Annotated in this window: 26 protein-coding genes; 15 read left to right on the forward strand and 11 right to left on the reverse strand. The window is 61.7% G+C overall.

Annotated features, from left to right (window positions below):
• The first annotated feature begins 3 nt into the window (after positions 1–3).
• The gene (locus AAEZ05_RS04595) at positions 4–645 is read left to right on the forward strand and encodes a pentapeptide repeat-containing protein (RefSeq protein ID WP_045060442.1); all 642 of its coding nucleotides are present in this window, start codon (positions 4–6) and stop codon (positions 643–645) included.
• A gap of 110 nt (positions 646–755) precedes the next feature.
• Here the strand turns inward: AAEZ05_RS04595 and AAEZ05_RS04600 are convergent, their stop codons facing one another.
• From AAEZ05_RS04600 to AAEZ05_RS04610, 3 genes are read right to left on the reverse strand one after another with little or no spacing between them, the layout of a single operon-like run.
• Complete coding sequence (locus AAEZ05_RS04600; RefSeq protein ID WP_045060441.1) at positions 756–1,394, reverse strand: response regulator; 639 nt, start codon at positions 1,392–1,394, stop codon at positions 756–758.
• Entirely contained in the window at positions 1,394–2,653 is a 1,260-nt protein-coding gene (locus AAEZ05_RS04605) for a HAMP domain-containing sensor histidine kinase (protein WP_045060440.1), read from the reverse strand. Before AAEZ05_RS04605 ends, AAEZ05_RS04600 begins: the two co-directional genes overlap by 1 nt.
• A 2-nt stretch (positions 2,654–2,655) precedes the next feature.
• Complete coding sequence (locus AAEZ05_RS04610) at positions 2,656–2,778, reverse strand: hypothetical protein (protein WP_269082902.1); 123 nt, start codon at positions 2,776–2,778, stop codon at positions 2,656–2,658.
• A 158-nt stretch (positions 2,779–2,936) separates the two neighbouring features.
• Here AAEZ05_RS04610 and AAEZ05_RS04615 point away from each other — a divergent pair, with 158 nt between their 5' ends.
• From AAEZ05_RS04615 to AAEZ05_RS04640, 6 genes are all read left to right on the forward strand, one after another.
• On the forward strand, positions 2,937–4,121 hold the full coding sequence (locus tag AAEZ05_RS04615) for a lanthanide ABC transporter ABC transporter substrate-binding protein PedA1 (RefSeq protein WP_045060439.1): 1,185 nt from the start codon (positions 2,937–2,939) through the stop codon (positions 4,119–4,121).
• A gap of 42 nt (positions 4,122–4,163) precedes the next feature.
• Entirely contained in the window at positions 4,164–5,123 is a 960-nt protein-coding gene (locus AAEZ05_RS04620) for a YVTN family beta-propeller repeat protein (RefSeq protein WP_045060438.1), read from the forward strand.
• On the forward strand, positions 5,120–5,851 hold the full coding sequence (locus AAEZ05_RS04625) for a lanthanide ABC transporter ATP-binding protein PedB/LutE (protein WP_045060437.1): 732 nt from the start codon (positions 5,120–5,122) through the stop codon (positions 5,849–5,851). Before AAEZ05_RS04620 ends, AAEZ05_RS04625 begins: the two co-directional genes overlap by 4 nt.
• A complete protein-coding gene (locus AAEZ05_RS04630) occupies positions 5,848–6,639 on the forward strand; it encodes a lanthanide ABC transporter permease protein PedC (RefSeq protein ID WP_205892749.1) in 792 nt (263 codons plus the stop codon). Before AAEZ05_RS04625 ends, AAEZ05_RS04630 begins: the two co-directional genes overlap by 4 nt.
• Positions 6,640–6,806: 167 nt before the next feature.
• Positions 6,807–7,364, forward strand: a complete 558-nt coding sequence (locus AAEZ05_RS04635) for a PQQ-dependent catabolism-associated CXXCW motif protein (protein WP_205892750.1) — start codon at positions 6,807–6,809, stop codon at positions 7,362–7,364.
• A 56-nt stretch (positions 7,365–7,420) separates the two neighbouring features.
• Positions 7,421–8,086: a response regulator gene (locus tag AAEZ05_RS04640; protein WP_045057702.1), complete on the forward strand. Its 666-nt coding sequence runs from the start codon at positions 7,421–7,423 to the stop codon at positions 8,084–8,086.
• Between the two features lie 59 nt (positions 8,087–8,145).
• On the opposite strand, the gene nahK is transcribed toward AAEZ05_RS04640, so the two are convergent.
• The 4 genes from nahK to AAEZ05_RS04660 form a co-directional block, all read right to left on the reverse strand.
• Complete coding sequence (gene nahK / locus AAEZ05_RS04645; protein WP_350646755.1) at positions 8,146–10,740, reverse strand: hybrid sensor histidine kinase/response regulator NahK/ErcS'; 2,595 nt, start codon at positions 10,738–10,740, stop codon at positions 8,146–8,148.
• Positions 10,709–11,872, reverse strand: coding sequence for a nitric oxide-sensing protein NosP (gene nosP, locus AAEZ05_RS04650; RefSeq protein WP_350646704.1), 1,164 nt, complete (start codon positions 11,870–11,872; stop codon positions 10,709–10,711). The genes nahK and nosP overlap by 32 nt, the downstream gene beginning before the upstream one ends.
• 253 nt (positions 11,873–12,125) lie before the next feature.
• Positions 12,126–13,310: a porin gene (locus AAEZ05_RS04655; protein ID WP_045057699.1), complete on the reverse strand. Its 1,185-nt coding sequence runs from the start codon at positions 13,308–13,310 to the stop codon at positions 12,126–12,128.
• Between the two features lie 173 nt (positions 13,311–13,483).
• On the reverse strand, positions 13,484–14,290 hold the full coding sequence (locus AAEZ05_RS04660) for a sulfite exporter TauE/SafE family protein (RefSeq protein ID WP_205893762.1): 807 nt from the start codon (positions 14,288–14,290) through the stop codon (positions 13,484–13,486).
• A 158-nt stretch (positions 14,291–14,448) separates the two neighbouring features.
• Between AAEZ05_RS04660 and AAEZ05_RS04665 the strand changes: the two genes are divergently transcribed.
• Positions 14,449–15,312 (forward strand): MBL fold metallo-hydrolase, encoded by an 864-nt coding sequence (locus AAEZ05_RS04665; RefSeq protein WP_350646705.1) that lies wholly within the window; start codon positions 14,449–14,451, stop codon positions 15,310–15,312.
• 102 nt (positions 15,313–15,414) lie between these two features.
• On the opposite strand, the gene bkdR is transcribed toward AAEZ05_RS04665, so the two are convergent.
• A complete protein-coding gene (bkdR, locus tag AAEZ05_RS04670; RefSeq protein WP_122839594.1) occupies positions 15,415–15,903 on the reverse strand; it encodes a Bkd operon transcriptional regulator BkdR in 489 nt (162 codons plus the stop codon).
• 185 nt (positions 15,904–16,088) lie between these two features.
• Between bkdR and AAEZ05_RS04675 the strand changes: the two genes are divergently transcribed.
• The 5 genes from AAEZ05_RS04675 (at position 16,089) to AAEZ05_RS04695 (ending at position 22,307) form a co-directional block, all read left to right on the forward strand.
• Positions 16,089–17,324, forward strand: a complete 1,236-nt coding sequence (locus AAEZ05_RS04675) for a 3-methyl-2-oxobutanoate dehydrogenase (2-methylpropanoyl-transferring) subunit alpha (RefSeq protein ID WP_122839593.1) — start codon at positions 16,089–16,091, stop codon at positions 17,322–17,324.
• A 1-nt stretch (position 17,325) separates the two neighbouring features.
• Positions 17,326–18,384: an alpha-ketoacid dehydrogenase subunit beta gene (locus AAEZ05_RS04680; RefSeq protein ID WP_045057695.1), complete on the forward strand. Its 1,059-nt coding sequence runs from the start codon at positions 17,326–17,328 to the stop codon at positions 18,382–18,384.
• Positions 18,385–19,656: a dihydrolipoamide acetyltransferase family protein gene (locus AAEZ05_RS04685; protein ID WP_350646706.1), complete on the forward strand. Its 1,272-nt coding sequence runs from the start codon at positions 18,385–18,387 to the stop codon at positions 19,654–19,656.
• 3 nt (positions 19,657–19,659) lie between these two features.
• Positions 19,660–21,045: a dihydrolipoyl dehydrogenase gene (gene lpdA, locus AAEZ05_RS04690; protein WP_350646707.1), complete on the forward strand. Its 1,386-nt coding sequence runs from the start codon at positions 19,660–19,662 to the stop codon at positions 21,043–21,045.
• Between the two features lie 242 nt (positions 21,046–21,287).
• Positions 21,288–22,307: a branched-chain amino acid aminotransferase gene (locus tag AAEZ05_RS04695; RefSeq protein WP_045057692.1), complete on the forward strand. Its 1,020-nt coding sequence runs from the start codon at positions 21,288–21,290 to the stop codon at positions 22,305–22,307.
• A gap of 203 nt (positions 22,308–22,510) precedes the next feature.
• Here AAEZ05_RS04695 and AAEZ05_RS04700 read toward each other — a convergent pair whose 3' ends face one another.
• The 3 genes from AAEZ05_RS04700 to AAEZ05_RS04710 all read right to left on the reverse strand — a co-directional run bounded on the left by AAEZ05_RS04700 (position 22,511) and on the right by AAEZ05_RS04710 (position 25,099).
• Positions 22,511–23,377 (reverse strand): TIGR03915 family putative DNA repair protein, encoded by an 867-nt coding sequence (locus AAEZ05_RS04700; RefSeq protein WP_350646708.1) that lies wholly within the window; start codon positions 23,375–23,377, stop codon positions 22,511–22,513.
• Positions 23,374–24,594, reverse strand: coding sequence for a putative DNA modification/repair radical SAM protein (locus AAEZ05_RS04705; protein ID WP_122839587.1), 1,221 nt, complete (start codon positions 24,592–24,594; stop codon positions 23,374–23,376). Before AAEZ05_RS04705 ends, AAEZ05_RS04700 begins: the two co-directional genes overlap by 4 nt.
• A 166-nt stretch (positions 24,595–24,760) precedes the next feature.
• A complete protein-coding gene (locus AAEZ05_RS04710; RefSeq protein WP_045057689.1) occupies positions 24,761–25,099 on the reverse strand; it encodes an FKBP-type peptidyl-prolyl cis-trans isomerase in 339 nt (112 codons plus the stop codon).
• 129 nt (positions 25,100–25,228) lie between these two features.
• Between AAEZ05_RS04710 and AAEZ05_RS04715 the strand changes: the two genes are divergently transcribed.
• Both AAEZ05_RS04715 and AAEZ05_RS04720 read left to right on the forward strand, forming a co-directional pair.
• Positions 25,229–26,287: a M4 family metallopeptidase gene (locus AAEZ05_RS04715; protein WP_350646709.1), complete on the forward strand. Its 1,059-nt coding sequence runs from the start codon at positions 25,229–25,231 to the stop codon at positions 26,285–26,287.
• Complete coding sequence (locus AAEZ05_RS04720; protein WP_350646710.1) at positions 26,284–26,607, forward strand: protealysin inhibitor emfourin; 324 nt, start codon at positions 26,284–26,286, stop codon at positions 26,605–26,607. Before AAEZ05_RS04715 ends, AAEZ05_RS04720 begins: the two co-directional genes overlap by 4 nt.
• Positions 26,608–26,652 lie beyond the last annotated feature (45 nt).

A 26,652-nucleotide genomic window follows, 5' to 3' on the forward strand; every position in this document is an offset into this window, starting at 1 on the left:
TTCATGAAATATCTGCCTCTAGTACTGCTACTGAGCGTTACGACGGTCCACGCCGCCGCCGACGTTCCGCTCATCATCAACGGCTGCACCATCGCCGATCACAGCCAGTGCCCCGGTGCCGACCTCAAGGGCGCGAACCTGAGTAACCAGGACCTGCGCAACATGAACCTCAGCGGCGCCGACTTGCGCGGGGCCGACCTGCGCCATGCGCGCCTGGACCTGGCAAACCTGGAAAAAGCCCGGCTGCAAGGCGCCAACCTGACCCGCGCCAGCCTGCAACAGAGCAACCTGCGCCTGGCGAATCTCACCGGGGCAAAATTGCTGGCGATCCAGGGCTGGGGCATGTTTGCCCAGGGCGCACAATTCCAGGATGCCGACCTCAGTGGTGCCTACCTGCAATTCGCCCGGCTTTCCGGGGCCAAGATGCACAGTGCCAACCTGCGTGCGGCAGATCTGGAGATGACCTGGCTGAGCAAGGCGGACCTCAAGGGCGCGAATCTCGCAGACGCGAATCTGCAGGAATCCAAGTTTGGTGAAAGTAATCTTGAGCAGGCGAACCTGAGTGGGTCGCGCCAGCATTATGCGAACTTTCAAGATGCCAATATGGAGGGGTGTTCGGGGTGTCCAACAACGTGGAATAAATGAGCCGACCATATCCTCCTACGGAATGGTTTGCCTCCCCAAAGTCATGATTGATATCCAACATTTTGTGGGCAGACCAAGCTCGCTTCTACCGTGGGAATGGGTGTGTTCTTTCACCCCGCCTTGCGCACCACTCCCATATCGATGCCCAGATGCACCAGCTCGGCGTGGGAGCTGACTTGCAGTTTGCTCTTGAGCAAGGTCAGGTGATTGGAGACGGTCTTGGCGCTGATGCTCAATTGCTCGGCAATCATCCGGGCCGGGGTGCCCTTGGCGAGCATCACGAAAATCTCCAGCTCGCGCTGGGTCATGCTCTTCAGGCGCGGGTCGCTGGCGTCGTGTTGCGGATGGCAGGCCAGTTGCGTGGCAAGGGGTTGTTCGATATAGGCGTGCCCGGCCAGGATGCGCCGCACGGCTTCGATCAGCACCTCAGGTGCCGAGCTTTTCGTCAGGTAACCCGAAGCCCCCGCTTCCAGTGCCTGGCGCACTAGCGGTAATTCATCGTGCATGCTGAAAAACAGCACACGCAATTGCGGCAGGCGCTGACGCAGGCGGCGGGTGGTCTCCAGGCCGCTGATGCCTGGCAGGCCAAAATCCATGATCACCAGGTTCGGTACTGCTTCCTGGACGCGGATCAAAGCCTCTTCGCCAGTGGCCGCTTCACGCACCTCCAGGGCGGGCAGCAGCGCGCGCAGCAAACTGGCGTAGCCCTGGCGGACCACGGCATGGTCATCAACCAGCAGAATATTCATCACACCTCCAATGGCATGTTCAAGGCCAGCGCCCAACCGGCACCGGGATGGCTGATAATCCGCAGCACGCCGCCCAGGCTGCGGGCGCGCTCGCACATCGAGTACAGGCCGACGCCCGGTTGCTGCGGTTGCCGGGCGCCTCGGCCGTTGTCGCGCACCAGCAAACGCAAGCGCCCACCCTGATGCTGCAGGCGGATCCGCACCTGGCTAGCATCGGCATGGCGCACGATGTTGGTCAAGGCCTCCTGCAGCAGTCGATAAAGATGGGTTTTACTGCTGCTGGACAACGCTGGCATCTGCACGCTGACCCGCAGCTGGCATTCGATGCCCTGGCGCACCTGCCATTGCTCCACCAGCAAAGCCACTGCCTGCTCCAGGGGCAGATGCTGCAGTACTACCGGGTAAAGGTCCTGCACCAGGGCGCGAAATCCTTGCTGCAGATGCTCGCAGTTGTGTTCCAGTTCGCGCACTGTGCGTTCCACTGCTTGCGGCTGGTCCGCGACCCAGCGCAGCAGACAGGCCTGGGCGCGAATACCCGCCAGGTACTGGCCGAGGTCGTCGTGCAGGGTCTGCGCCAGATGAGTGCGCTCCTGCTCCTGCACTGCCAGCAAGGTCCGGGTCAAATGCGCGTTATCGGCGCAAGCCTGCTCCAGCGCCTGGGCCATCTGATTAAAATGCGTCGCCAGCTGCCGTGCTTCAGGAACCCCTTCGGTGGGCAGGCGCACCTTGAGCTGGCCGTCGGAAACTTGCTGCAGTGCTCGGAGTAATTCATCGAGCAGGCCCATGCCGCGGCCAACCGCCCAGCGAATGGTCAGCAGGCTTACCAGCAGCGCAAGGCCGCACAATGCCAACAGTTGCTGGAGGGAATCCCAGACCTCGTCGATCTCGTCACGCGGATCGACCGCAATCTGCACCCGACGGCCATCCTGCAGCTCCAGCACCCGCTCGTGGTGCCGCGCCTGGGCAAACAGCACGCTGGCAAGCCACGCGTCCGGGCCATGTTGGGTGCCCGCCCGAGGCGCTTCGCCGGGTTCCAGCCAGCGCACCCGCACATGCCGCAAGCTGCGGGTGAGCCCGGGTTGCAAACTGGCCGGGTCGCGCCCGGCCGTTTCACTCAGGTACTCGACCACGGCCTGGGCCGATTGCAGTTCTCGCTCCACATCCGCCAGCGCCTGATGCAACAGCAAGCCCGTGCACGCCAGCGTCACCAGGGTGAAAAACCCGCACACCCAGAGGTTGATTCGCCATAGCGCCGACATGCCTAGCGCCCCGGCGTCGCGGAGAACACCGCCAGCGGCGCGGGGCGCGAGCCATGCAGTTTATCCACGCCGATCAGGCTGAGGATCAGCAGGAACGGCAGCAGTAGCGCTTTGAAAATCCGCATGGCCCAGCGCCTCCAGAGGTCGTGGCTGTTACAACCCATGCTAAAACCGCGCCGCGCAGGTGGAGTTACTACCTTGGTACTGGCTGACTGGTACTTTCTGCATATTTCTTATCGCCCTTCGGGTTCCTATGCTGGCGCTACCTGGAACGGAGTGCACCATGCGCCAGCTAGCCCCCTACGCCCTGACCTGCCTGCTGGCGATCGCCTGCACCGCCCTGCCGTCCGCTCACAGCCGGGCCGCCGAGGCGCCGTTGCAGGTGCGGATCGGCTACCTGGGCTATCGCCCCGACCCGGGTCCTGTGCTGTCGAACATCATTGCCGAACCGGACGATGCCGGCTTGCGCGGCGCCGAACTGGCGATCACCGACAGCAACAGTACCGGGCGCTTTCTCAACCAGAGCTACACCCTGGTCGACGGCAGTGCCGACAGCCCGCAAGCCCTGCTCGAGGCCGCCCAGGCGCAACACCGGCAAGGTCTGCGGTTGTTCGTGGTGAACGCCCCGGTCGACAGCCTGCGCCAACTCAGTGCGGCCCTGCCCGACAGCCTGCTGTTCAACGCTGGCAGCCCCGACGACAGCTTGCGCACCACCGACTGCCTGGCGAACGTGCTGCACAGCCTGCCCAGCCGGGCGATGCTGGCGGACGCCCTGGCGCAATTCCTGGTGGTGCGCAAATGGCAGCGGGCGCTGCTGATCGTCGGCCCGACCGCCGACGATCAAGCCTATGCCGCGGCCCTTCGGCGTGCAGCGAAACGCTTCGGCTTGAAGCTGGTGGCGGAGAAAGCCTGGAGTTTCGACAACGACCAGCGCCGCAGCGCCCAGGCCGACATGCCACTGTTCACCCAGACCGCCGAGTACGACGTGGTGCTGGTAGCCGATGAGCGCGGCGACTTTGGTGAATACGTGCCCTACCAGACCTGGTACCCACGCCCCGTCGCCGGCACCCAGGGCCTGACCCCGGTGGGCTGGCACAAAACCGTGGAAACCTACGGCGCCGCGCAGTTGCAGAAGCGTTTCGAAGCCCTGGCCGGACGCTGGATGAACGACCGGGATTTTGCCGCCTGGATCGCCGTGCGCAGCGTCGCCAGCGCGGTGAGCAAGCTGCGCCAGGCAGATCCCCTGGCAATCCGTCAGCTGCAACTCAGCGATCAACTGCCCCTGGACGGTTTCAAGGGCCGCAAGCTCAGTTATCGGCCGTGGAACGGTCAACTACGCCAGCCCATTCCTGTCGTGCAACCCCGGGCGCTGGTCAGCACCTCGCCCCAGGAAGGCTTTCTGCACCCCTTCAATGAGATGGACAGCCTGGGCTACGACAAGCCCGAGGTCAGCTGCCGCTTTCCCTGACCCCTGACGTTCGACAACTACAACAACAAAAAGGAATTCGCCATGCGCCGCACCCTGCTCTCATGCGCCCTGCTACTCGCCGCCGGGCATGCCGCGGCCAGCACCGCCTGGGTCTCCAACGAGAAGGACAACAGCCTCAGCCTGATCGACATGCAGACCCTGCAAGTCACCGATACCCTGCCCGTCGGCCAGCGTCCACGAGGCCTGTTGCTGTCCCACGACAACACGCTGCTGTACATCTGCGCCAGCGACTCGGATCGCGTGCAGGTCATGGACGTCGCCACGCGCAAGATCATCAAGGAACTGCCATCCGGCAAGGACCCCGAGCAGTTCGCCCTGCACCCTAACAATCGCTGGTTGTATGTCTCCAACGAAGACGATGCGCTGGTGACGGTGATCGACACCGAAACCTCCAAGGTGCTGGGCCAGATCAGTGTCGGCGTCGAACCCGAAGGCATGGCCGTCAGTCCCGACGGCAAATGGGCGGTCAACACCAGCGAAACCACCAACATGCTGCACTGGATCGACACCAGCACCCAGACCCTGGCGGACAGCACGCTGGTAGACCAGCGCCCGCGCTTCGTCGAGTTCACCCCAAACGGTGCGCAATTGTGGGCCTCGGCGGAAATCGGCGGCACGGTGACCATTCTCGACGTTGCAACCCGCCAGGTGCTCAAGACCCTGACGTTCCAGATCAAGGGTGTGCACCCGGACAAGGTGCAGCCGGTGGGCATCAAGCTCAGTGCCGATGGCAAATACGGCTTCGTTGCCCTCGGCCCGGCCAATCATGTGGCGGTGATTGATGCCAAGACCTTCGAGATCCTCGATTACCTGCTGGTGGGCCGGCGAGTCTGGCAGATGGCGTTTACCCCGGATCAGAAGCAGCTGCTGGCCACCAACGGGGTCAGCGGTGACGTATCGGTGATCGATGTCGACAGCCTCAAGGTCAGCAAGTCGGTCAAGGTTGGACGTTATCCGTGGGGCGTGGTGGTCACGCCATGAACGCGCTGGAGGTCAGCGACCTGAGTTTTGCCTACGGCGCGCGGGAGGCGTTGCGCAAGGTGAGTTTCAGCCTGGCGCCAGGGCGGTTTGCCGCATTACTGGGGCCCAACGGCGCCGGCAAATCCACGCTGATCGCCTTGCTCACCCGACTCTACGACCTGCAACGCGGCGACATTGTCGTGGGCCAGTGCTCACTGCGCACTACGCCACGCCCGGCCCTCAGGCAGTTGGGTGTGGTGTTCCAGCAAAGTACCCTGGACCTGGACCTCAGCGTCGAACAGAACCTGCGCTACCACGCGGCGTTGCATGGCCTGGGCCGCCGGCAGACCGCGCTGCGGGTCGATGCCGAGCTGGCCCGCCAGGGCCTGACCGAGCGGCGCGGTGAACGGGTTCGCGAGCTCAATGGCGGGCACCGCCGCCGGGTGGAAATCGCCCGTGCGCTGTTGCACGAACCGCGCCTGCTGCTGCTCGACGAGGCCAGTGCGGGCCTCGATCCAGCCAGCCGCCTGGCCCTCAACCAGCATATCCGCAGCCTATGCCGCGAGCAGCAGATCAGCGTGCTCTGGACCACTCACCTGCTCGACGAAGTGCAAGCCGGCGACGACCTGTTGATTCTGCATCAAGGACGCCTGGTCGCCAGCGGTCAGGCTGATGCCCTGAGCCTTGAGCACGGCGGCGACCTGGGTTCGGCTTTCGCGCACCTGACCAACCCGGGAGCTTCACGATGAATGCCTACTGGCACTGCTTCAGCGGCATCGTGCTGCGCGAATGGCTGCGCTTTGTGCTGCAACGCACGCGTTTCCTCAGCGCGCTGGTGCGGCCTTTGCTGTGGCTGCTGGTGTTCGCCGCCGGTTTCCGCGCAGCGCTGGGGATCGCGATCATCGAGCCCTACGACACCTACATCCCCTACGAGGTGTACATCATCCCGGGCCTTGCCTGCATGATCCTGCTGTTCAACGGTATGCAGGGCTCGCTGTCGATGGTCTACGACCGGGAGATGGGCAGCATGCGCGTGCTGTTGACCAGCCCGCTGCCGAGGACCTTCCTGCTGTGCAGCAAGCTGCTGGCCACCGCGCTGATTTCGCTGTTGCAGGTGTATGCCTTCCTGGCGATTGCCTGGGTGTACGGCGTGCAACCGCCGGCCATGGGCCTGCTGGTCGCCTTGCCCGCGTTGCTACTCGTGGCATTGATGCTCAGCGCACTGGGGTTGTTGCTGTCCAACGCCATCCGCCAGCTGGAGAACTTCGCCGGGGTGATGAACTTCGTGATTTTCCCGTTGTTTTTCCTGTCTTCGGCCCTGTACCCGCTGTGGAAGATGCGCGAGTCGAGTGAGTGGTTGTACTGGCTGTGCGCGATCAACCCGTTCACTCATGCGGTGGAGTTGGTGCGATTTGCGTTGTATGAGCGGTTCAATCCGCTGGCGCTGGCCGTCTGCGCTGCATTGACCCTGGTGTTTGCGCTGCTCGCAGTGATGACCTTCAACCCGCAACACGCGGCCCTGCGCAAATCAACCTGAGCCCGCATCGTGTTGGGCACCCCGACAGTGGAGCTTCATTCATTCACCGGGAACGGGGTGCGCAGGGTAAAAATTACTACTTTAGTACTGGTTTTCCTGTCTATCGTCGCATTCCCAAAGCACCGCGACTGGCATGTAATGGGTGCATAACTATAAGGATTGCCCCCATGCCCCGTGCCCGACGTCGCCTTCTGCGTCCCACACTCGCTGCGCTGTCCCTGAGCTTGCTCCTTTGCACCGCCCACGCCGAGACCGCGTTGTTCTCAGCCGACGGTTATCGCATCGGGTTGTACCGCAGCCCTACCCCGGCTCAAGCGCAGGGCGCGACGATCATCGACACCGCCGCCCTGCAAGCCTTGCTGAGCCAGACCCCGCGTCCGGTGTTGATCGACGTCTACCGCCGCCAATGGCTGCAAGGGAAATTCATCGAAGACCAGCCCCACGAAAATCTACCCGGCAGCCATTGGCTGGCCAACACCGGTGACGGTGACCTGACTGCGGCCTGGGCAGAGTATTTCGCGCGTAACCTTGAAGCCTTGACCCAGGGTAATCAGGCACAACCACTGGTGTTCTACTGCCGCTCCGACTGCTGGTTGAGCTGGAATGCGGTCAAGCGCGCTGCCGCGATGGGCTATAAGACACTGTACTGGTACCGCGACGGCCTGGACGCCTGGCAGGCCGCCGACCTGCCCGTGACACCCGCCCAGCCCGAACCCTTTCCCTGATCTTTACGCGTGCGTGTTGTTGCCCCACCATAATCAAAATAATGAGGTGAAAGGCTATGTACAAAATTCTGATTGCCGACGATCACCCGCTGTTTCGCGAAGCCATTCACAATGTCATCAGCGACGGATTCCCCGGCAGTGAAGTGATGGAAACCGCCGACCTGGACAGCGCCCTGCTGTTGACCCAGGACCACGACGACCTGGACCTTATCCTGCTCGACCTGAACATGCCCGGCATGCATGGCCTCAATGGCCTGATCAACCTGCGCAACGAGGCGCCGACCATTCCGGTGGTGATTGTCTCAGCCGAACAGGACAAACAGATCGTGCTGCAAGCCATCACCTATGGCGCGGTGGGCTTCATCACCAAATCCTCGCCACGGGTGCAGATGACCGAGGCCATCCAGCAGATCCTCAACGGCAACGTCTACCTGCCGCCGGACATCATTCGCACGCAGAAAAGCGGCACCCATCGGCGGATGAACGATACGCCCAGCTTTCCCCCGGAACTGCTCCAGGCGCTGACGCGCAAGCAGTTGCTGGTACTGGAGCGCATGACCAAGGGCGAATCGAACAAGCAGATCGCCTACACCCTGGAAATCGCCGAGACCACGGTGAAGGCGCACGTATCGGCGATTTTGCGCAAACTCAATGTGCACAATCGGGTGCAGGCGATTTTGAGTGCAGGGGATATAGATTTCGGTTCATACCTGCGGCGTTAAGTGGCCTGCAAGATCGGATCGTGCCCATCGCGAGCAGGCCGGCAGTACCGGCTCAAGGCTCAAGGCCTGCCAAGCAAATGACTCATCGCCGTCTTCAGCTTCATTGGCCGCACCGGCTTGTGCATCAGGGTGTGGCCCAGCTCGCGAATCTGCAGTTTCAGCTCGTTGCTGTAGTTGGCGGTGATCATCATGGCCGGGATCGTGCAGGCCCGGCGCGCATTGATGCGGGCCACAGCGTCCACGCCGTTCTGCTCGTTATCCAGATGATAATCGGCGATCAGCAGATCGGCGTCCTGGTGGTAATTGTCCACCTGCCGTGCCAGGTCCTGCTCTGACAACGCGGTGACCACCACACACCCCCAGGTCTCCAGTAACGTGCGCATGCCCGCGCAAATGGCTGCGTCGTTATCCAGCACCCATACCCGTGCCCCGCGCAGGCGTTCCAGCATGGGCTCACTCATCAACGGGTTGGGTAACGCCTTGGGCGCACTCGCGCTGATCGGCACCTCGACAGAAAACATCGACCCCCTGCCCGGCCATGAACGCACGTGAATCCGGTGCCCGAGTATCCCGGCAATTTTTTCGACGATCGCCAGGCCCAGCCCCAGGCCGCGATCCTGATCCGGACGCTGCACATCGCCGCGCTTGAACTCCTGGAAAATCTCCTCCAGGCGGTTCTCCGCGATGCCCATGCCGCTGTCCCAGACCTCGATCGACAAGCGCTGGTGATGCCGTCGACAACCCAGCACCACACGACCGCTGTAGGTATAGCGAATGGCGTTGCTGAGCAGGTTGCGCAGGATCCTGGCGAGCAACTGGATGTCGCTGCGCACCAATGCCGAACAGCCGATGAAGTGCAGTTCAAGTCCCTCGCTGCGGGCCACCTGGGTGTACTCGGCGGCGAGGTTCTCCAGCAGTTCGCTGAGGGCGAACGGCGCGATGTCGGCCTTGATCACGCCGGCATCAAGCTTGGAAATATCCACCAGGGTGCCCAGCAGGTTTTCCACGTCCTCCAGCGAATTGCTGACGTTGCGCACCAGGATTTCGTTGGCCATCGGCTCCCGGCGCTCAAGCAAGGCACTGGTGAACAGACGCGCGGCATTCAGTGGTTGCAGCAGGTCGTGGCTGACCGCGGCAAGAAATTTGGTCTTCGACAGGTTGGCCTGTTCGGCGTCGAGCTTGGCCTCGCGCAGCCGCGACTCCACTCGTCGACGCTCATCGATTTCACGCAGCAACTGGTCGTTGAGGGTGGTCAGTTCCGCCGTGCGCTCACGCACGCGCAGCTCCAGGTTCTGATACGCCTGATGCAGCGCCTCGGCGGTACGGCGGCGCTCGGTGATGTCGCGGATCAACACGAAGATCCCCACCACTTCCCCGGTGGCCAGGCGATTGGGCACGTAGGAGCGCAACATGTAGCGCTCCTGGTTATTGATATTGGTTTCGGCGAACTCGAACGTCACGCTCTCCCCGGCCAGGGCCCGCGCCACATAGGCTTCCAGGCGCTGATAATGTTGTTCGCTGTGTACCTCGCGCAGGCTCTGGCCGAGCATTACGCCCCGGGGCCAGCAGTACCATTCTTCGTAGACCTTGTTGGTAAACTCGTAGACCAGGTCGGCATTGAGGTAGGCGATCAGCGCCGGCACGTGGTCGGTGATCAGGCGAATCCAGCGCTCGCTCTCGCTCAGGGCTTCAGCGTGCTGGTAGCGTTCGGTGATGTCGGTGAAGGTGTTGACGAAGCCGCCGGTGGGCAGCGGGTGAGTGCGAATTTCCAGCACCCGGCCATCGTACAGGCGCTGTTCGCATTCCTGCACCGGCCGCCCGTTGACGTCGCGGCTGGCAGGGGTCAACAGGTGCAGTTCACTGTCGGCGATCACCTCGGCAAACGGTCGATGGGCCGCCACGGGCGCCAGGCCACTCAATTCGAGGAAGCGCCGGTTCCACAGTTCCAGCACGCCGTCGGCATTGACCATCGCCACACCCTGGGACAGGTTGTCGACCGCACGCTGCAACAGGTGGGATTTTTGCGCCACCGCCTGCTCGCGGCGCAGGGTCTCGTTGAGTTTGACGTCTGTGATGTCGGTAAACAGGATCACCCGGCCGCCTTCCTGGGTCGGCCGCTCGCTGACTTGCAACCAGCGCCCGTCCTGCAGACGATACAACAGGCTTTCGTCGGCGTGCCCACGAGGCTCTTCGGTGAACAGCCCGGTCGCGCTCATCAGCCGTTTGACCTCGGCCAGGCGCATGCCCGCATTGATCCGCACGCGGCTATGGATCCAGAACGCCTTGAAGCGGCTGTTGAACAGGACGATGCGCTGGTCGGCATCGAACAGCACGAATGCATCGGAAATACTTTCGATGGCGTCGATCAAATGCTGGTGGGCCGTTTCCGCGCGCAGGCGTGCTTCGCTGAGCAAATGGTTGCCCGACTTGAGCTCGGCCATGGCCTGGTTCAACGCATCGGTGCGCTCACGCACCTGCTCGGCCAGTACCACTGAGTGCTGGAAGGCCGCGTAGGGATCATTGCCCCGGGTGACGCCCGACTCGATGCGCTCGATCAGCGCGCTGTTGATCCGCTGCAGCTTTTGATTTTCGTGGCGCAGGCTGGCGAGTTGCGCCTGGAGTTCAGCGCTGTCCAGGGCTGCGGCCCCGGGCAATGGCAACGCCGGTGAAGGTCTGGTTGATATGCATGCCATTGAACTGTTCTCCGTAGGTGTTGAAACCCATCACCCGCTGGTCACGCAAAAATGCCCCGACCTGCTCCAGGTTGCCGCTGTTTTCCAGCTCCATGCGCCGCAGGAAACAGTCGCAGCCGAGGGTCAGCAGCAGCTCGCCAAGTCGCTCGTGCAAGCCGTCGAACAGGTCTTGCAGGTTGGGCAGCATCGGCCCCGGCGTCATGACCGTGAGGACGATGCCGTTTTCCACCGCGCAATAGAAACTCAGGCTCAGGTCCGGATGAACCTGCTGGATGGCCCGCACGTAGTACTGGTCGTTGATGCGCACCGCCAAGGGGTGCGCGGCGAAGATCCGGTGATCGAGCTCGGCCACCGGCACGCCGATGTGCCGGGCGTATTCCTCGGCGGCGGGCTCGGCATTGAGCTCAAAGACCCGCCGCGACGTGCTGTCGGCGCCAGTCACCACCAGTTTTTCCGCCCGGGGCAGAATGTGGTGGGTGGTGAACACTTCGAAATCCAGCCAGGTGTTGACCAGCACCACCACGGCCGCGCCGCTGTGGAACTCGCCGCCGAAATACACGTGGGTACGCGTGAGATAGTTGTCGTCACCGGCCGAGCCACCAAAGTGCGGGATATCGCCCAAGGCGGCGCTGAGGGCAGCCAGGACCATTTCTTCACGGCTCGACAAGCCATCGAGCAGGGTCAGGGCGAAGCTGTTGCCCTTGATCGGTGCCAGGGTATTGCTGCGACAACCACTGACCAGGCGCTCGACCATCTGCTGGGCGTCGATCAGGCTGAAACGCTCCATTTCATCGATGAGCTCAGCGTCGATGGAGAAGTGCCGATGATCAAACCCCACCGCCGTCACGCAATTGCGTCCGTAGCCCAGCGGGGTGATTTCCCCGGCGCTGGTGCAACCGACCAGGCGAATCCCGCCAAAGCTCTGCTGCAATGCCTGGCCAAGCGCCTGCAGGTTGTATTCGGCGGAACAGAAGAACAGCACGAAGCCCAAGTGCGGATGCAGCAACTGCCGCGCCAGCTCCTGGGCCACCTGCTGGGCATCGGTGGCCTGGGACATCGCACTGACCACACCGTCACTGTAAACCTGCTGCATTGTCGCCTCCCGCAGGTGCGCGTGTATGAGGCACGAGTGTACGAACCCGGCAGGCTGCGACCTATGCTACTTGGGTAGCGGGTAGCCGCTTCGATGGGATGAGAGTCGCACGAATATCGCAAACAACGCCCCCCTGTAGGAGCGAACTTGCTCGCGATGGACGTTAACGATAACGGGGACTGCCTGCATACACGCGGTGCCTGTGCGTCCATCGCGAGCAAGCTCGCTCCTACAAGGGGGGGCGAATTTGCTCTTACCAGGTCAACACCGCCCCCACTGCAAAGGTATCGGTGTCTTCATTTTGCGCACTGGTGTCGTGCCCGTTGATTTCGAACTGGTTGTACTCGGCCACCAGCTTGAGGTTGCTGTTGACGTCATGGAACAGCGCAATACCGCGGGTCTCGTAATCCGCGCCGCTGCCGACCACGCCATTGCCGTCGTCCTGGGTCTTGCCATAGGACAGCGCCAGGCGGTTCTTGCCGAGTTTGTAAGAGCCCTGCAGCAGGTAACCGTCGCTGTCGACGTTGCGCAACGTCGGCTCCCCGGCATTGTTGGTAAAGAACGGGTTGATGCCCTTGGCCTGGAAGCCGGAACCGGTCAGCGACAAGCCACCCACCTTCGCCTGCACACCGTAACCAACACCCTTGGAGGTCACGGACTCGACGCTTGGGTCAGTGTTGTCCGAGGTCTGGTAGCTGCCGTTGACCCAGCTGTAGATCTGCGCACCGGCCAGGTCGAACTGGTAGGTGATCTCGCTCTCGGTTCGCGGGTTCTCCTGGTAGGCCTTGCCCGTCGGACTGCTATCGTTGGTGTCCACCGGGTCCATGATCCCCACCGCCACCCGCAAACCGTCCATCACCGGCGTGCGGTAGGTGATCTGCGAAGTGGGAAACGGGTACGGATAACCACTGCCGATATTGCCGAACGACACGCCGCCACCGTCCACCAGGCCCAGGGTATCGCTGACCTGGCCGTAACCGGCGAGCAGTTCGTCGAGCAGGATGTTGGAGCGGGCAAACAGGCCGAAGTCCTTGCCGATCAGCACCTCGCCCCATTCGGGATTGGCGACCGTGCCGTAGAACTGGCGGACGTCGATGGCCGTATCGGTGCCATTGGTTTGACTGTCGTTGATGGTTACCCAGAACGAAGCGCGCGCACCGAGCTTCAGGTCATCGATCTGCTTGCCCATGTTGAAGCCCAGGTAATTGGGCAGGAAGCCCATCTTGACCCGCGACTGGCGCCGGTCGTACTGCTCGCCCTCGCGGTCCACATCACTGTTGACGTAAAAGGCATTGATGTAACCGTCGGTAGAAAAAGTCGTCTGGTCCTTGTCGTACAGCACGATCTCGGCTTGGGCCATCGGGCTCAAGCCCAGGGCCGACAGGCTGGCGATCAAGGCAGGCAAATAACGATGCTTGAAGTTCTTATTGTTGTGCATGACGCGCTCCGCAGCGGGGACTGGATGTCGGAGGCGATTATCGAAAGTGCACCGGCGGCGTCATACGCTGCCTTTGGGGCGATCAGCAGGTGCTTTGGACTGGCTGGCGTGAGGCGGCAAGTTGGGCGTAAGACCGGCCCGCGCCTGGGCCCGCCACTTAGGGTGTAAGACGCTCAGACGCTTGCGCGCAGCAACATACAGGCCGCGATGACCAGGCACAGGCTGGCGAACCCGACCTGCAGGGCCCGGGCCGGGACCCGCGTACAGAATCGCCGGCCGATGATCATGCCGACGATGCTGGCGATAATGAAGCCCACGCCCAGGCCTTCGATGCGCACTCCCGCGTGGAATGCGCCGATCACACCGATGGCCGAGATCAGGCTGATCACCATCAGGGAAGTGGCGACGATGCCGCGCATCTGCACGTCGGTCAGTTGCTTGAACGCCGGGACGATCAGGAACCCGCCGCCTACCCCAAGCAAGCCGGACACCACTCCCGTGACTGCGCCTAACGCGGCCAGGGTCGCGGTGCATTTGGCGGTCCAGGAAAAGCGCCCGGTCTGCTGGTCGAGCATGCAGTTTTTCTGGCCCCAGTTGGCATGGCCGTGGTCGCTCGGCCCCTCGCCCTGGCGCTCGCGACGCAGCATGCGCCAGGCGACCATGATCATCAGCAGGCTGAACAGCATCATCAGGGCCTTTTCCGGAAGCTGATGAGCGAAAAAAATCCCCACCGGCGAAAAGATCGCCCCCAGCAGCGCAATGAGCAACGCTGCGCGATAACGCACCAGCCCGTGGCGCAGACCGTCGATGGCGCCCACTGCGGCCGCACTGCCCACGGCAAATAAGGCAATGGGCGCTGCCTGGGTCATGCTCAGGCCGAGCCCCAATACCAGCGCCGGCACCGCCAGAATGCCGCCCCCAGCCCCGGTCAACCCAAGGACCAGGCCCATCACCCAACCAAAAAAAATTGCCAGTAGCATAAAAAATCTTAATCCATGAAAAACCGGGAACGCCCAGTATCGATGGTGTACAGGATAGAGCCAGGGCGCGATTTTTCCTTCCCCCAATTGCCAGGGGCTGGCCAATCCGGGGCAAATGAATCTACGCTGACCGCTTGTTCAACGAAGAACCGGCCAACATGCCTGCCCTGATTGAAGCTTTTCTTGACCCTGCCTCATCGACCTGGAGCTACGTGATCCACGAGGGCGATGGCAGTGCCTGCGCCATCGTCGACCCGGTGCTGGATTACGACGCCGCGGCCGGTCGCACCGGTACGGTCCAGGCCGATCGCATCAGTGCATTTGTGCGTACTCACCAATTGCAGGTGCAGTGGTTGCTGGAAACCCACGCCCATGCCGATCACCTGTCAGCGGCGCCCTACCTGCGTCGCGAACTGGGCGGCAAGATCGCGATTGGCCAGTCGATCAGCAAGGTCCAGGACGTATTCAAGCGCCTGTTCAACCTGGAGCCCGGGTTTGCCGTCGATGGCTCGCAGTTCGATCACCTGTTTGCACCGGACGAGTCATTCATGATCGGCAATCTCAAGGCGACGGCCTTGCACGTGCCCGGGCACACCCCGGCGGACATGGCCTATCTGGTCGACAGCACGCTGATTCTGGCGGGCGATACGCTGTTTATGCCGGACGTAGGCACCGCTCGCTGCGACTTTCCAGGAGGGAATGCCAACCAGATGTTCGCCTCCATTCACAAGCTGCTGGCGTTTCCGGCCAGCGTGAATCTGTACGTCTGCCACGATTACCCGCCAGAGGGCCGCGAGCCTCGTTGCGTGACCACAGTTGGGGAGCAGCGCAGAAGCAATATTCATGTGCGTGACGGCGTCGACGAAAGCGAGTTTGTGGCCATGCGCAACCAGCGCGATGCCGGTTTGGGCATGCCGAACCTGTTACTGCCGGCGATTCAGGTGAATGTGCGGGCGGGGAATTTGCCGCCGGCTGAAGACAATGGCGTGAGTTACCTGAAAATCCCGCTGAATACATTTTGACTGCGAAAGATCGCAGCCTCGTTTCTCTCGACAGCTCCTACGGGATTGAGGCGGCGCATAGGCTCAATGTAGGAGCTGGCGCAGCCTGCGATCTTTTGATCTTCAGGTAGCCAGCGTCAACCCGTTCGCCGGCAACGGCAGCGCGGTCTTATAGCGCACCTGCTTGAGCGCAAAGCTGGAGCGGATGTTCGCCACCCCGGGCACCTTGGTCAGAAAATCCATCATGAAACGCTCCAGCGACTGAATGGTCGGCACCAGCACCCGGATCAGATAGTCCGGGTCGCCGGCCATCAGGTAGCACTCCATCACTTCCGGGCGATCGGAAATTGCCTCCTCGAAATGCTGCAACGCCTCCTCCACCTGTTTTTCCAGGCTGACGTGAATGAACACGTTGACGTGCAACCCCAGCAGCTCGGCGTCCAGCAGCGTGACCTGCTCGCGAATCAGGCCCAATTCTTCCATCGCCTTGACCCGGTTAAAGCACGGGGTGGGCGACAGGTTGACCGAGCGCGCGAGGTCGGCGTTGGTGATGCGCGCATTCTCCTGAAGGCTGTTGAGAATGCCGATGTCGGTACGGTCCAGTTTGCGCATGAGACAAAATCACCTGTTTTTTATGTTTATGCAGGTTTTTTATCCTCAAATGATCTTCGGCGCAACGAAACAGAGAGAAATATTCTTCTTGAGCCGGCCTATGATTGTTGTAGGACAAGATTTCTTCCACCGAAGAATGACCGTCAGCTCACTACAAGAAATTCACAAGATCGAGCGTAGAAGCCATGAATCAAGCGTACGAACCGCTGCGCCTGCACGTGCCCGAACCTTCGGGTCGCCCAGGCTGCAAAACCGACTTCTCCTACCTGCGTCTGACCGATGCCGGCACGGTGCGCAAACCCCCAATCGACGTTGAACCGGCCGACACCGCAGACCTGGCCAAGGGCCTGATTCGCGTGCTCGATGACCAGGGCAATGCCCTGGGTCCATGGGCTGAAGGCGTACCGTCCGAGATCCTGCGCACAGGCATGCGCGCCATGCTCAAGACGCGCATCTATGACAACCGCATGGTGGTTGCCCAGCGTCAAAAGAAAATGTCGTTCTACATGCAAAGCCTTGGCGAAGAAGCCATCGGCAGCGGCCAGGCCCTGGCGCTGAATGTCGATGACATGTGCTTCCCGACGTATCGCCAGCAGAGCATTCTGATGGCGCGCAACGTGCCGCTGGTGGACCTGATCTGCCAGCTGCTGTCCAACGAGCGCGACCCGCTCAAGGGACGCCAACTGCCGATCATGTACTCGGTCAAGGATTACGGCTTCTTCACCATTTCCGGCAACCTCGCCACCCAGTTCGTACAGGGCGTGGGTTGGGGCATGGCCTCGGCGATCAAGGGCGACACCAAAATCGCCTCGGCGTGGATCGGCGACGGCGCCACCGCTGAGTCGGACTTCCACACCGCCCTCACCTTCGCCCACGTCTACCGTGCACCGGTCATCCTCAACGTGGTCAACAACCAGTGGGCGATCTCGACTTTCCAGGCGATTGCCGGTGGTGAAGCCACGACATTCGCCGGTCGTGGCGTGGGTTGCGGCATTGCCTCCCTGCGGGTCGATGGCAACGATTTCGTCGCGGTCTACGCCGCTTCTGCCTGGGCCGCCGAACGCGCCCGCCGCAACCTTGGCCCGACCATGATCGAATGGGTCACCTACCGCGCCGGCCCGCACTCCACCTCCGATGATCCATCCAAATACCGTCCTGCCGACGACTGGAGCTGCTTCCCGTTGGGCGACCCGATTGCGCGCCTCAAACAGCACCTGATCAAGATCGGCCAGTGGTCCGAAGAGGAACACGTCGCCGTCAGCGCCGAACTGGAAGCCGAAGTCATTGCCGCGCAGAAAGAAGCCGAGAAGTACGGCACCCTCGCCGGAGGCCAGATTCCGAGCGCCGCGACCATGTTCGAGGATGTCTACAAAGAGATGCCGGAGCACTTGAAGCGCCAGCGTCAGGAGTTGGGGATCTGACATGAACGATCACAACAACAATATCGAGCTGGAAACCGCCATGACCACGACCACCATGACCATGATCCAGGCCCTGCGCTCGGCCATGGATGTGATGCTTGAACGTGATGACAACGTCGTGGTCTTCGGCCAGGACGTGGGCTACTTCGGCGGCGTGTTCCGTTGCACCGAAGGCCTGCAAACCAAATACGGCACCTCGCGGGTGTTCGACGCGCCGATTTCCGAAAGTGGCATCGTCGGCGTAGCCGTCGGCATGGGTGCCTATGGCCTGCGCCCGGTGGCAGAAATCCAGTTTGCCGATTACGTTTACCCGGCCTCCGACCAGATCATTTCCGAAGCGGCGCGCCTGCGCTATCGCTCGGCGGGCGAATTCACCGCTCCGATGACCCTGCGCATGCCTTGCGGCGGTGGCATCTACGGTGGCCAGACCCACAGCCAGAGCATCGAGGCGATGTTCACCCAGGTCTGCGGCTTGCGCACGGTGATGCCGTCCAACCCCTACGACGCCAAGGGCCTGCTGATCGCGTCTATCGAGAACGATGACCCGGTGATCTTCCTGGAGCCTAAGCGCCTGTACAACGGCCCGTTCGACGGGCATCACGACCGCCCCGTAACCCCTTGGTCGAAACACCCGTCGGCGCAAGTGCCGGATGGCTACTACACCGTACCGCTGGACGTGGCCGCGATTGCGCGTCCGGGCAAGGATGTGACCATCCTGACCTACGGCACCACGGTCTATGTGTCGCAAGTTGCCGCGGAAGAAACCGGCATCGACGCTGAAGTCATCGACCTGCGCAGCCTGTGGCCGCTGGACCTGGAAACCATCGTCAAATCGGTGAAGAAGACCGGACGTTGCGTGATCGTTCACGAAGCGACCCGCACTTGCGGTTTCGGCGCCGAACTGGCCGCCCTGGTGCAGGAACACTGCTTCCACTACCTGGAAGCGCCCATCGAGCGCGTCACCGGTTGGGACACCCCCTACCCGCACGCGCAAGAGTGGGCGTATTTCCCTGGCCCGACCCGAGTGGGCGCGGCTTTGCATCGGGTTATGGAGGTCTGAATGGGCACGCACGTTATCAAGATGCCGGACATTGGCGAAGGCATTGCAGAAGTGGAATTGTCGGTATGGCACGTCAAGGTCGGTGACCTGGTCGTCGAGGACCAGGTGCTGGCCGATGTCATGACCGACAAGGCGATGGTTGATATTCCATCGCCGGTTCATGGCAAGGTGATTTCACTGGGCGGCGTGCCCGGGGAAGTCATGGCGGTCGGCAGCGTCCTGATCAGCATTGAGGTCGAAGGCGCCGGCAACGTCAAAGAGTCGGCCCAGCCGGTGGTTGCCGCTGTAAAAGAAGCACCGGCACCGAAAGTCGAAGCCGCTGTAGCACACAAACCGGTCGCCGCTGCGCCGTCACGAGCAGCTGTTTGCCAGGGCCCGATAGTCGCTCGCGAGGCCGATGAACGCCCGCTGGCCTCTCCGGCCGTGCGCAAACATGCGCTTGATCTGGGCATCCAGCTGCGTCTGGTGCGTGGCACCGGCCCTGCCGGTCGGGTGCTGCACGAAGACCTCGACGCCTACCTGGCGCAAGGTCAGTCGAGCGCATCGAGCGCCACCGCCGCGTACGCGCCGCGTAACGACGAAGAGCAAATCCCGGTGATCGGCATGCGCCGCAAGATTGCCCAGCGCATGCAGGACGCCACCCAGCGCGCCGCCCATTTCAGTTATGTCGAGGAAATCGACGTCACGGCCGTGGAAGAACTTCGCGTGCACCTGAACGAAAAACACGGCGCGACCCGCGGCAAGCTGACCCTGCTGCCGTTCCTGGTCCGCGCCCTGGTGGTTGCCCTGCATGATTTCCCCCAGATCAACGCCCGCTACGACGACGAAGCCCAGGTCATCACCCGCCTTGGTGCCGTGCATGTAGGCATCGCCACCCAGGCCGACATCGGCTTGATGGTGCCGGTGGTGCGTCACGCCGAAGCCCGCAGCCTGTGGGACAACGCCGCAGAAATCTCGCGCCTGGCCAGCGCTGCACGTAATGGCAAGGCCAGCCGCGACGAGCTGTCCGGCTCGAGCATTACCCTGACCAGCCTTGGCGCGTTGGGCGGTATCGTCAGCACGCCGGTGCTGAACCTGCCGGAAGTGGCCATTGTCGGCGTGAACAAAATTGTCGAGCGCCCGATGGTCGTCAAAGGCCAGATCGTGATCCGCAAGATGATGAACCTCTCCAGCTCCTTCGATCACCGCGTGGTCGATGGCATGGACGCGGCGCAGTTTATCCAGGCCGTTCGCGGCTTGCTCGAACAACCCGCCACCCTGTTTGTGGAGTAGGTCATGCATCAGACTTTGAACACCACGCTGCTGATCATCGGCGGCGGCCCTGGCGGTTACGTGACCGCGATCCGTGCCGGCCAGTTGGGCATCCCGACCATCCTGGTGGAAGGCCAATCCCTGGGCGGCACCTGCCTGAACATTGGCTGCATTCCGTCCAAGGCACTGATTCACGTCGCCGAGCAGTTTCACCAGACCCGCCACCACAGCCAGCACTCGGCCTTGGGGATCAGCGTGGCGGCCCCCACCCTGGACATCGGCAAGAGCGTCGAGTGGAAGGACGGTATCGTTGATCGCCTGACCACTGGCGTTGCCGCGTTGCTGAAAAAGCACAAGGTCCAGGTCATTCAGGGCTGGGCCAAGGTCATCGACGGCAAAACCGTCGAGGTCGGCGACACGCGAATCCAGTGCGAGCATCTGGTGCTGGCCACCGGCTCCACAACCGTGAACCTGCCGATACTGCCGATTGGCGGTCCGATCATCAGCTCGACTGAAGCCCTGGCGCCGACCTCGGTGCCCAAGCGCCTGATCGTCGTTGGCGGAGGTTATATCGGCCTGGAGCTGGGGATTGCCTATCGCAAACTGGGCGCTGACGTGAGCGTGGTCGAGGCGCAGGAGCGCATTCTGCCGGCTTACGATGCCGAACTGACCCAGCCTGTGCATGACGAGCTGAAAAAGCTGGGCGTGAAGCTTTACTTGAAGCATAGCGTCCAAGGCTTTGATTCTTCTAGCAATACCCTCCAGGTTCTTGAGCCGGGGGGCGACACGCTGAATCTGGAAATGGATCAGGTGCTGGTGGCCGTCGGTCGCAAACCCAACACCCAGGGCTGGAACCTTGAGGCCCTGAACCTGGACATGAACGGTGCAGCGATCAAAATCGACGGCCGCTGCCAGACCAGCATGCGCAACGTGTACGCCATCGGCGACCTGAGTGGCGAACCAATGCTCGCGCACCGCGCCATGGCCCAGGGCGAAATGGTCGCCGAGCTGATCAGCGGCAAATCCCGCGAGTTCAACCCGACCGCCATTGCTGCCGTGTGCTTCACCGACCCGGAGCTGGTGGTGGTCGGCAAGACCCCGGACGACGCCAAGGCTGCCGGGCTGGACTGTATCGTTTCCAGCTTCCCGTTCGCGGCCAATGGCCGGGCAATGACACTGGAATCGAAAAGCGGCTTCGTGCGGGTCGTGGCGCGTCGGGACAATCATGTGATTGTCGGCTGGCAGGCGGTCGGCGTCGGGGTTTCGGAGTTATCGACAGCGTTCGGCCAGAGCCTGGAAATGGGCGCTCGCCTGGAAGACATTGCCGGCACCATCCATGCGCACCCGACCTTGGGAGAGGCGGTGCAGGAAGCGGCGTTGCGTGCTCTGGGGCATGCGTTGCATCTGTAGTTCAGAACAATGGATGGCGACAGAAATGGCCCCATCGCCAACAGGCTAGCTCCCACATTTGGAATGCGTTCTCCTGTGGAAGCTAGCCCGCTGGCGATTTCTTTAGGCCAACTCGATTTATCTGCCTGTCATCCGATAGTCCGGGCTGCGAAACAGGCCCGGAATGAAGTATTGTTGTCCCCATCCAAAAAACGTCAGAAGCCTTGAACCGCTTTGGCGGTTGTTCAGTGATAGAGGGTGTCATGGGTAACGAAAGCATCAATTGGGACAAGCTGGGTTTTGATTACATCAAGACAGACAAGCGCTATCTCTCGTACTGGCGTAACGGCGAGTGGGACAAAGGCACCCTGACCGAAGACAACGTGCTGCACATCAGCGAAGGCTCCACGGCCCTTCACTATGGCCAGCAATGCTTCGAAGGCATGAAGGCCTATCGTTGCAAGGATGGCTCGATCAACCTGTTCCGCCCTGACCAGAACGCCCTGCGCATGCAACGCAGCTGTGCGCGCCTGCTGATGCCGTTCGTCGAAACCGAGCAGTTCATCGAAGCCTGCAAGGAAGTGGTTCGTGCCAACGAGCGTTTCATCCCGCCTTACGGTACCGGTGGCGCGCTGTACCTGCGCCCGTTCGTGATCGGCGTAGGTGACAACATCGGCGTGCGTACTGCGCCGGAGTTCATCTTCTCGATTTTCTGCATTCCGGTCGGTGCCTACTTCAAGGGTGGCCTGACGCCGCATAACTTCCTGATCTCCAGCTATGACCGCGCGGCCCCACAAGGCACCGGTGCGGCCAAGGTCGGTGGCAACTACGCGGCCAGCCTGATGCCAGGTTCCCAGGCGAAGAAAGCCCACTTCGCCGACTGCATCTACCTGGATCCGATGACCCACACGAAAATCGAAGAAGTCGGCTCGGCCAACTTCTTCGGGATCACCCACGACAACAAGTTCGTCACGCCGAACTCGCCGTCGGTGCTGCCGGGCATCACCCGTCTGTCGCTGATCGAACTGGCCAAATCGCGCTTGGGCATGGAAGTGATTGAAGGCGACGTGTTGATCGACAAGCTGTCGGACTTCAAGGAAGCCGGCGCTTGCGGTACTGCGGCGGTCATCACGCCGATCGGCGGCATCAGCTACAACGATCATCTGCATGTATTCCACAGCGAAACCGAGGTTGGTCCGGTTACCCAGAAGCTCTACAAGGAGCTGACGGGTGTACAAACCGGCGATATCGAAGCGCCCGCTGGCTGGATCGTCAAGGTCTGACCTGACGCTCGCGACACCCCGGCCCCCCATTGCTGGCGCAATGGGGGGCTTTTTTTGCCTGGGCTATAACAGATTTGGATAGATCTGTAGGAGCTGGCGAGTGAAACGAGGCTGCGATCTTTTGATCTGGCTTTTTCAGAAAACAAGATCAAAAGATCGCAGCCTCGTTTCACTCCGCAGCTCCTACGGGGCTCATGCGGGGTTCATAGGGGTTCATAGGGGTTCATAGGGGTTCCACGGGACGACTCCATCTTGGTTTGACCAATCCGCTTGCCCTGGCGCCCCTTGATCCCGCTGGCCTGGCCATCCTGCTGCTTGCCCGTACGGGCCTGGGTGATCAACCCCGGGATCAACGCCCCCTCCGGCAGATTCTTCCAGAATCGGGCGGGCAAGTGCCCTTCCATGACCTTGGGGTTCAACCGCGCCGGGTTGAAAATATGGCTGTAGTAGGTCAGCCACATGTCACCGTGCGGATCGTCTACGTTCTGCGCCATCTGCTGCCATTGCACCGGGCATTGACGCAGGTAGTTCAACTGCTCGCCATCGTAATAGACCCCATCCCTGGGCGTGGCAATCATCCAGCGATGGCGCCCCATGCGGCCAATGAAATGTTCGCTGGCACTGTGCAGAATGTCGTGGGCGGGCTCATGCCAGGCGACATACTGCGGCCCGACGCAGTCGGGCAATTCAACGAACCGCACAAATGCATGTAAATGATGAGACTCACGCTGTACCTGTTTGATTCTTCTCTGTAATTCACTGCCCAGCTTGTCCCCGGACATCATTGCAGTGCGATCCCCATGACTGACTCGCCACAGCACCTCATACAACAGGCTCCAGCGCTGGTCACCGCGATAACGGGCGGCTTGTTCGAGGGTGTCGAGCAGCGTTCGCGGAATGCGCGCCAGGAACGGCCCCTGTGATTCGGGCAGCGCGTGATCGCTAGCGAACAGGTCCTGCACGCCTTCGCTGGCCCACGCCACCAGGCTTGGATCAACCTCATGGCTCAGGAGCCAGCGCGCTTGCAGGCGCCAGGTCTCGAACAAGTCGTCGCAATCGAGATTGATCATCCCCACAACCCCATTTGCTGCGGCTGCGGGCGGTCGCGCAGTTGTTGATACAGCAGATGGCTGGTGACTTCCGCTTGCTGCGGATGGTAGTCGCTGGTGATGAAGAACGGCTTGGCCTTGGCCAGCACACAGCGCATGCGCGCCAGGTCTTCGTAACGGATGCGACGCTGACGACGCAGTTCCACCAGACGCTCGGTCGTGCGCAGGCCAATGCCGGGAATGCGCGAGATCAGGGACGCCTCGGCACGATTGAGGTCCAGTGGGAAAATATCCCGATTCTCCAGCGCCCAAGCCAATTTAGGGTCGATGTCCAACGCCAGGTGGCCCGGGCCTTTGAACAGCTCCCCGGCGGTGTAGCCATAACTTCGCAGCAGGAAGTCAGCCTGGTACAACCGGTGCTCGCGCATCAAAGGCGGCGCGGCCAGGGGCACGCTTTTCGGACTGTCGGGGATCGGACTGAACGCCGAATAATAGACCCGGCGCAATTTGAAGTTGCCGTACAGCGACTGGGCGCTGTGGAGAATGGTGCTGTCATCGGTGTCATCGGCGCCCACGATCATCTGCGTGCTCTGACCGGCTGGCGCAAACCTCGGCGCTCGCGGCTCGTTGAGAACGGTTTGAACGCCCGTGTAGATCGTCTGCATCGCGCCTTTGATCGAGCCGATGTGTTTTTCCGGTGCCAGGGTTTGCAAGCTGGCGTCCGTGGGCAACTCGATATTGACGCTCAGCCGGTCGGCATAGCGCCCCGCTTGCTCGATCAGCGCCGGATCGGCCTCGGGAATCGTCTTGAGATGGATATACCCGCGAAACTCATGCTCTTCACGCAACAGCCGCGCCACCCGAATCAACTGCTCCATGGTGTAATCCGCCGAACGAATGATCCCGGAGCTCAGGAACAACCCACTGACGCAGTTACGACGATAGAAGTCCATAGTCAGCGTCACTACTTCTTCCGGCGTGAACCGCGCCCTTGGCACGTCGCTGGAGCGGCGGTTGACGCAGTACTGGCAGTCATAGAGGCAGAAGTTGGTCAGCAGGATCTTCAGCAACGACACACAGCGCCCGTCGGGGGTATAGCTGTGACAGATGCCCATGCCATTGCTAGCCCCGAGGCCGCTTTTGCCCTCGGAACTGCGCTTGGGCGCACCGCTGCTGGCGCAGGACGCATCGTATTTGGCGGCGTCGGCGAGAATGCTGAGTTTGTCGATGAGTTCCATGGGGGGCACGCCGCTAACTGTTTGGATATACAGTATAGGGTCGCTGTTCGGGGTTCAAGTTGTTAAACAGCCCTTGGTCCGATTTTTGGAGGGATCAGAGAAGGTCAAAAGATCGCAGCCTCGTTGCACTCGGCAGCTCCTACAGAGTTGAACACGCGGCCAGCGCTCAATCGTCCCGGGTCAGTACTTCCAGCAATTCGATCTCGAAAATCAGGTTCGAATTCGGCGTAATCGCGCCCATGGTCCGCTCGCCATAAGCCAGATGCGCCGGCACCAGCAATTTACGCTTGCCGCCCACCTGCATGCCGAGGATTCCCTGATCCCAGCCCTTGATGACTCGACCCGTGCCAATCACGCACTGAAACGGTTTGCCCCGGCTGTAGGATGAATCAAACTCCGTGCCGTCTTCCAGCCAGCCGCGGTATTGAGTGGTGATCAGGGCGCCCTTGACCGCCGCCTTGCCGTCGCCTGGCAACAGGTCAATGATCTGTAATTCGTCGTTCATGAATCTTGCTCGCTAGCGGTTAATCAGGGCGTTGTCGCAGAATTCGGCGTGGTTGGCAATCCATGGAACTGAAACGGCAACCGTCCGTCCACATGAGTATCGACTCCGTACTCAGGAAAGGACGCTCTGATGACCGACTCACCGCACAGTTTCATTCCGCCCTATATCCTCAACCGCATCATCGCCCGCGGCTCCGAGCGGCAGCGTTCCAGTGCGCAGAGCACCCTCACCCACGTGCGTACGCTGCGCCACACTCCTCGCCCGCCAACGCGCCCGCCTGCGACCACCTTGCTGCCACCGTCCACTCGGCCCGGCTTGGCCGAGCGCAGTATCCATGACGCCCAGGGCAAGATGCTCCTGCCGGGGATGCCGGTGCGCGTTGAGGGCCAGCCGGCGACAGGTGACCCAGCGGTCGACGAAGCCTATGACGCCTTGGGGGCGAGCTATGATTTCTTCTGGAAAGTGCATGGCCGCGACTCGATCGACAATCAGGGTTTTGCCCTGATTGGCACCGTGCATTACGGGCAGGAGTACGAGAATGCGTTCTGGAACGGTGCGCAGATGGTGTTCGGCGACGGCGATGGCGAAATCTTCGAGCGCTTCACTCGCTCCCTGGATGTGATCGGCCACGAATTGACCCACGGCGTGATCGAAAGTGAAGCCGGGCTCCTTTACGCCGATCAGTCCGGGGCGCTCAATGAATCGATATCGGACGTGTTCGGTGTATTGATCAAGCAGCATGTACTGGGCCAGACCGCCGAAGAGGCTGACTGGTTGATCGGCGCCGACCTGCTCGCGCCACAGATCAAAGGCGACGGCCTGCGCTCAATGGCCCACCCCGGCACCGCTTATGACGACCCGCTGCTCGGCAAAGACCCGCAACCCGGGCACATGCGCAATTTTGTCGTCACCGAGGAAGACAATGGCGGCGTGCACATCAATTCCGGCATCCCCAACCGGGCGTTTTACCTGGCGGCCCAGGCGCTGGGCGGATTCGCCTGGCAGAAAGCCGGCCATATCTGGTACGACACGTTGTGCGACCCGCGCCTGGGCACGCAAGCGTCATTCAGTGAGTTTGCCGCGCTGACCATTGAGCAGGCGCTCAAGCGCTTTGGCGCGGACGAACAGTTCGCGGTGGCGCAGGCCTGGGCTGATGTGGGTGTAGAACCGAATCGGGAGTCATTATGAAAACCCTGCCAACCTTGGGCGATGATGCCGTCGTCCACCTTTCCCGCCAGGGCGGCGTCGCCGCCATCCATGCCCTGACACGCCCGCGCAGCATCGACTTCGCGCAATGCGACATCGAGCAGCGCTCGCGCATCTGCAGCGTGCTGGAAGGCTGCCTGCCCTACACCGAACAGGCAGCAGGCCAGGGTGATCAGCGCTTTTATGAAATCGAAGTGCTCTATCGTAGCGGCGAGCAGGATGACCGGATGGTGATGAAAGTGCCTGAAGACCAGGCACCTGGAGATCTGGTACATCTGTGGGACAAGGGCGAAGTGTTTTAAGTCAGCCGAAGGCTGGCAACTCAACCTCCGGTTGCCTGGCAAGGG

Origin of the sequence: Pseudomonas sp. HY13-MNA-CIBAN-0226 (genome assembly GCF_040310305.1) — a bacterium.
GTDB lineage: Bacteria > Pseudomonadota > Gammaproteobacteria > Pseudomonadales > Pseudomonadaceae > Aquipseudomonas > Aquipseudomonas gregormendelii.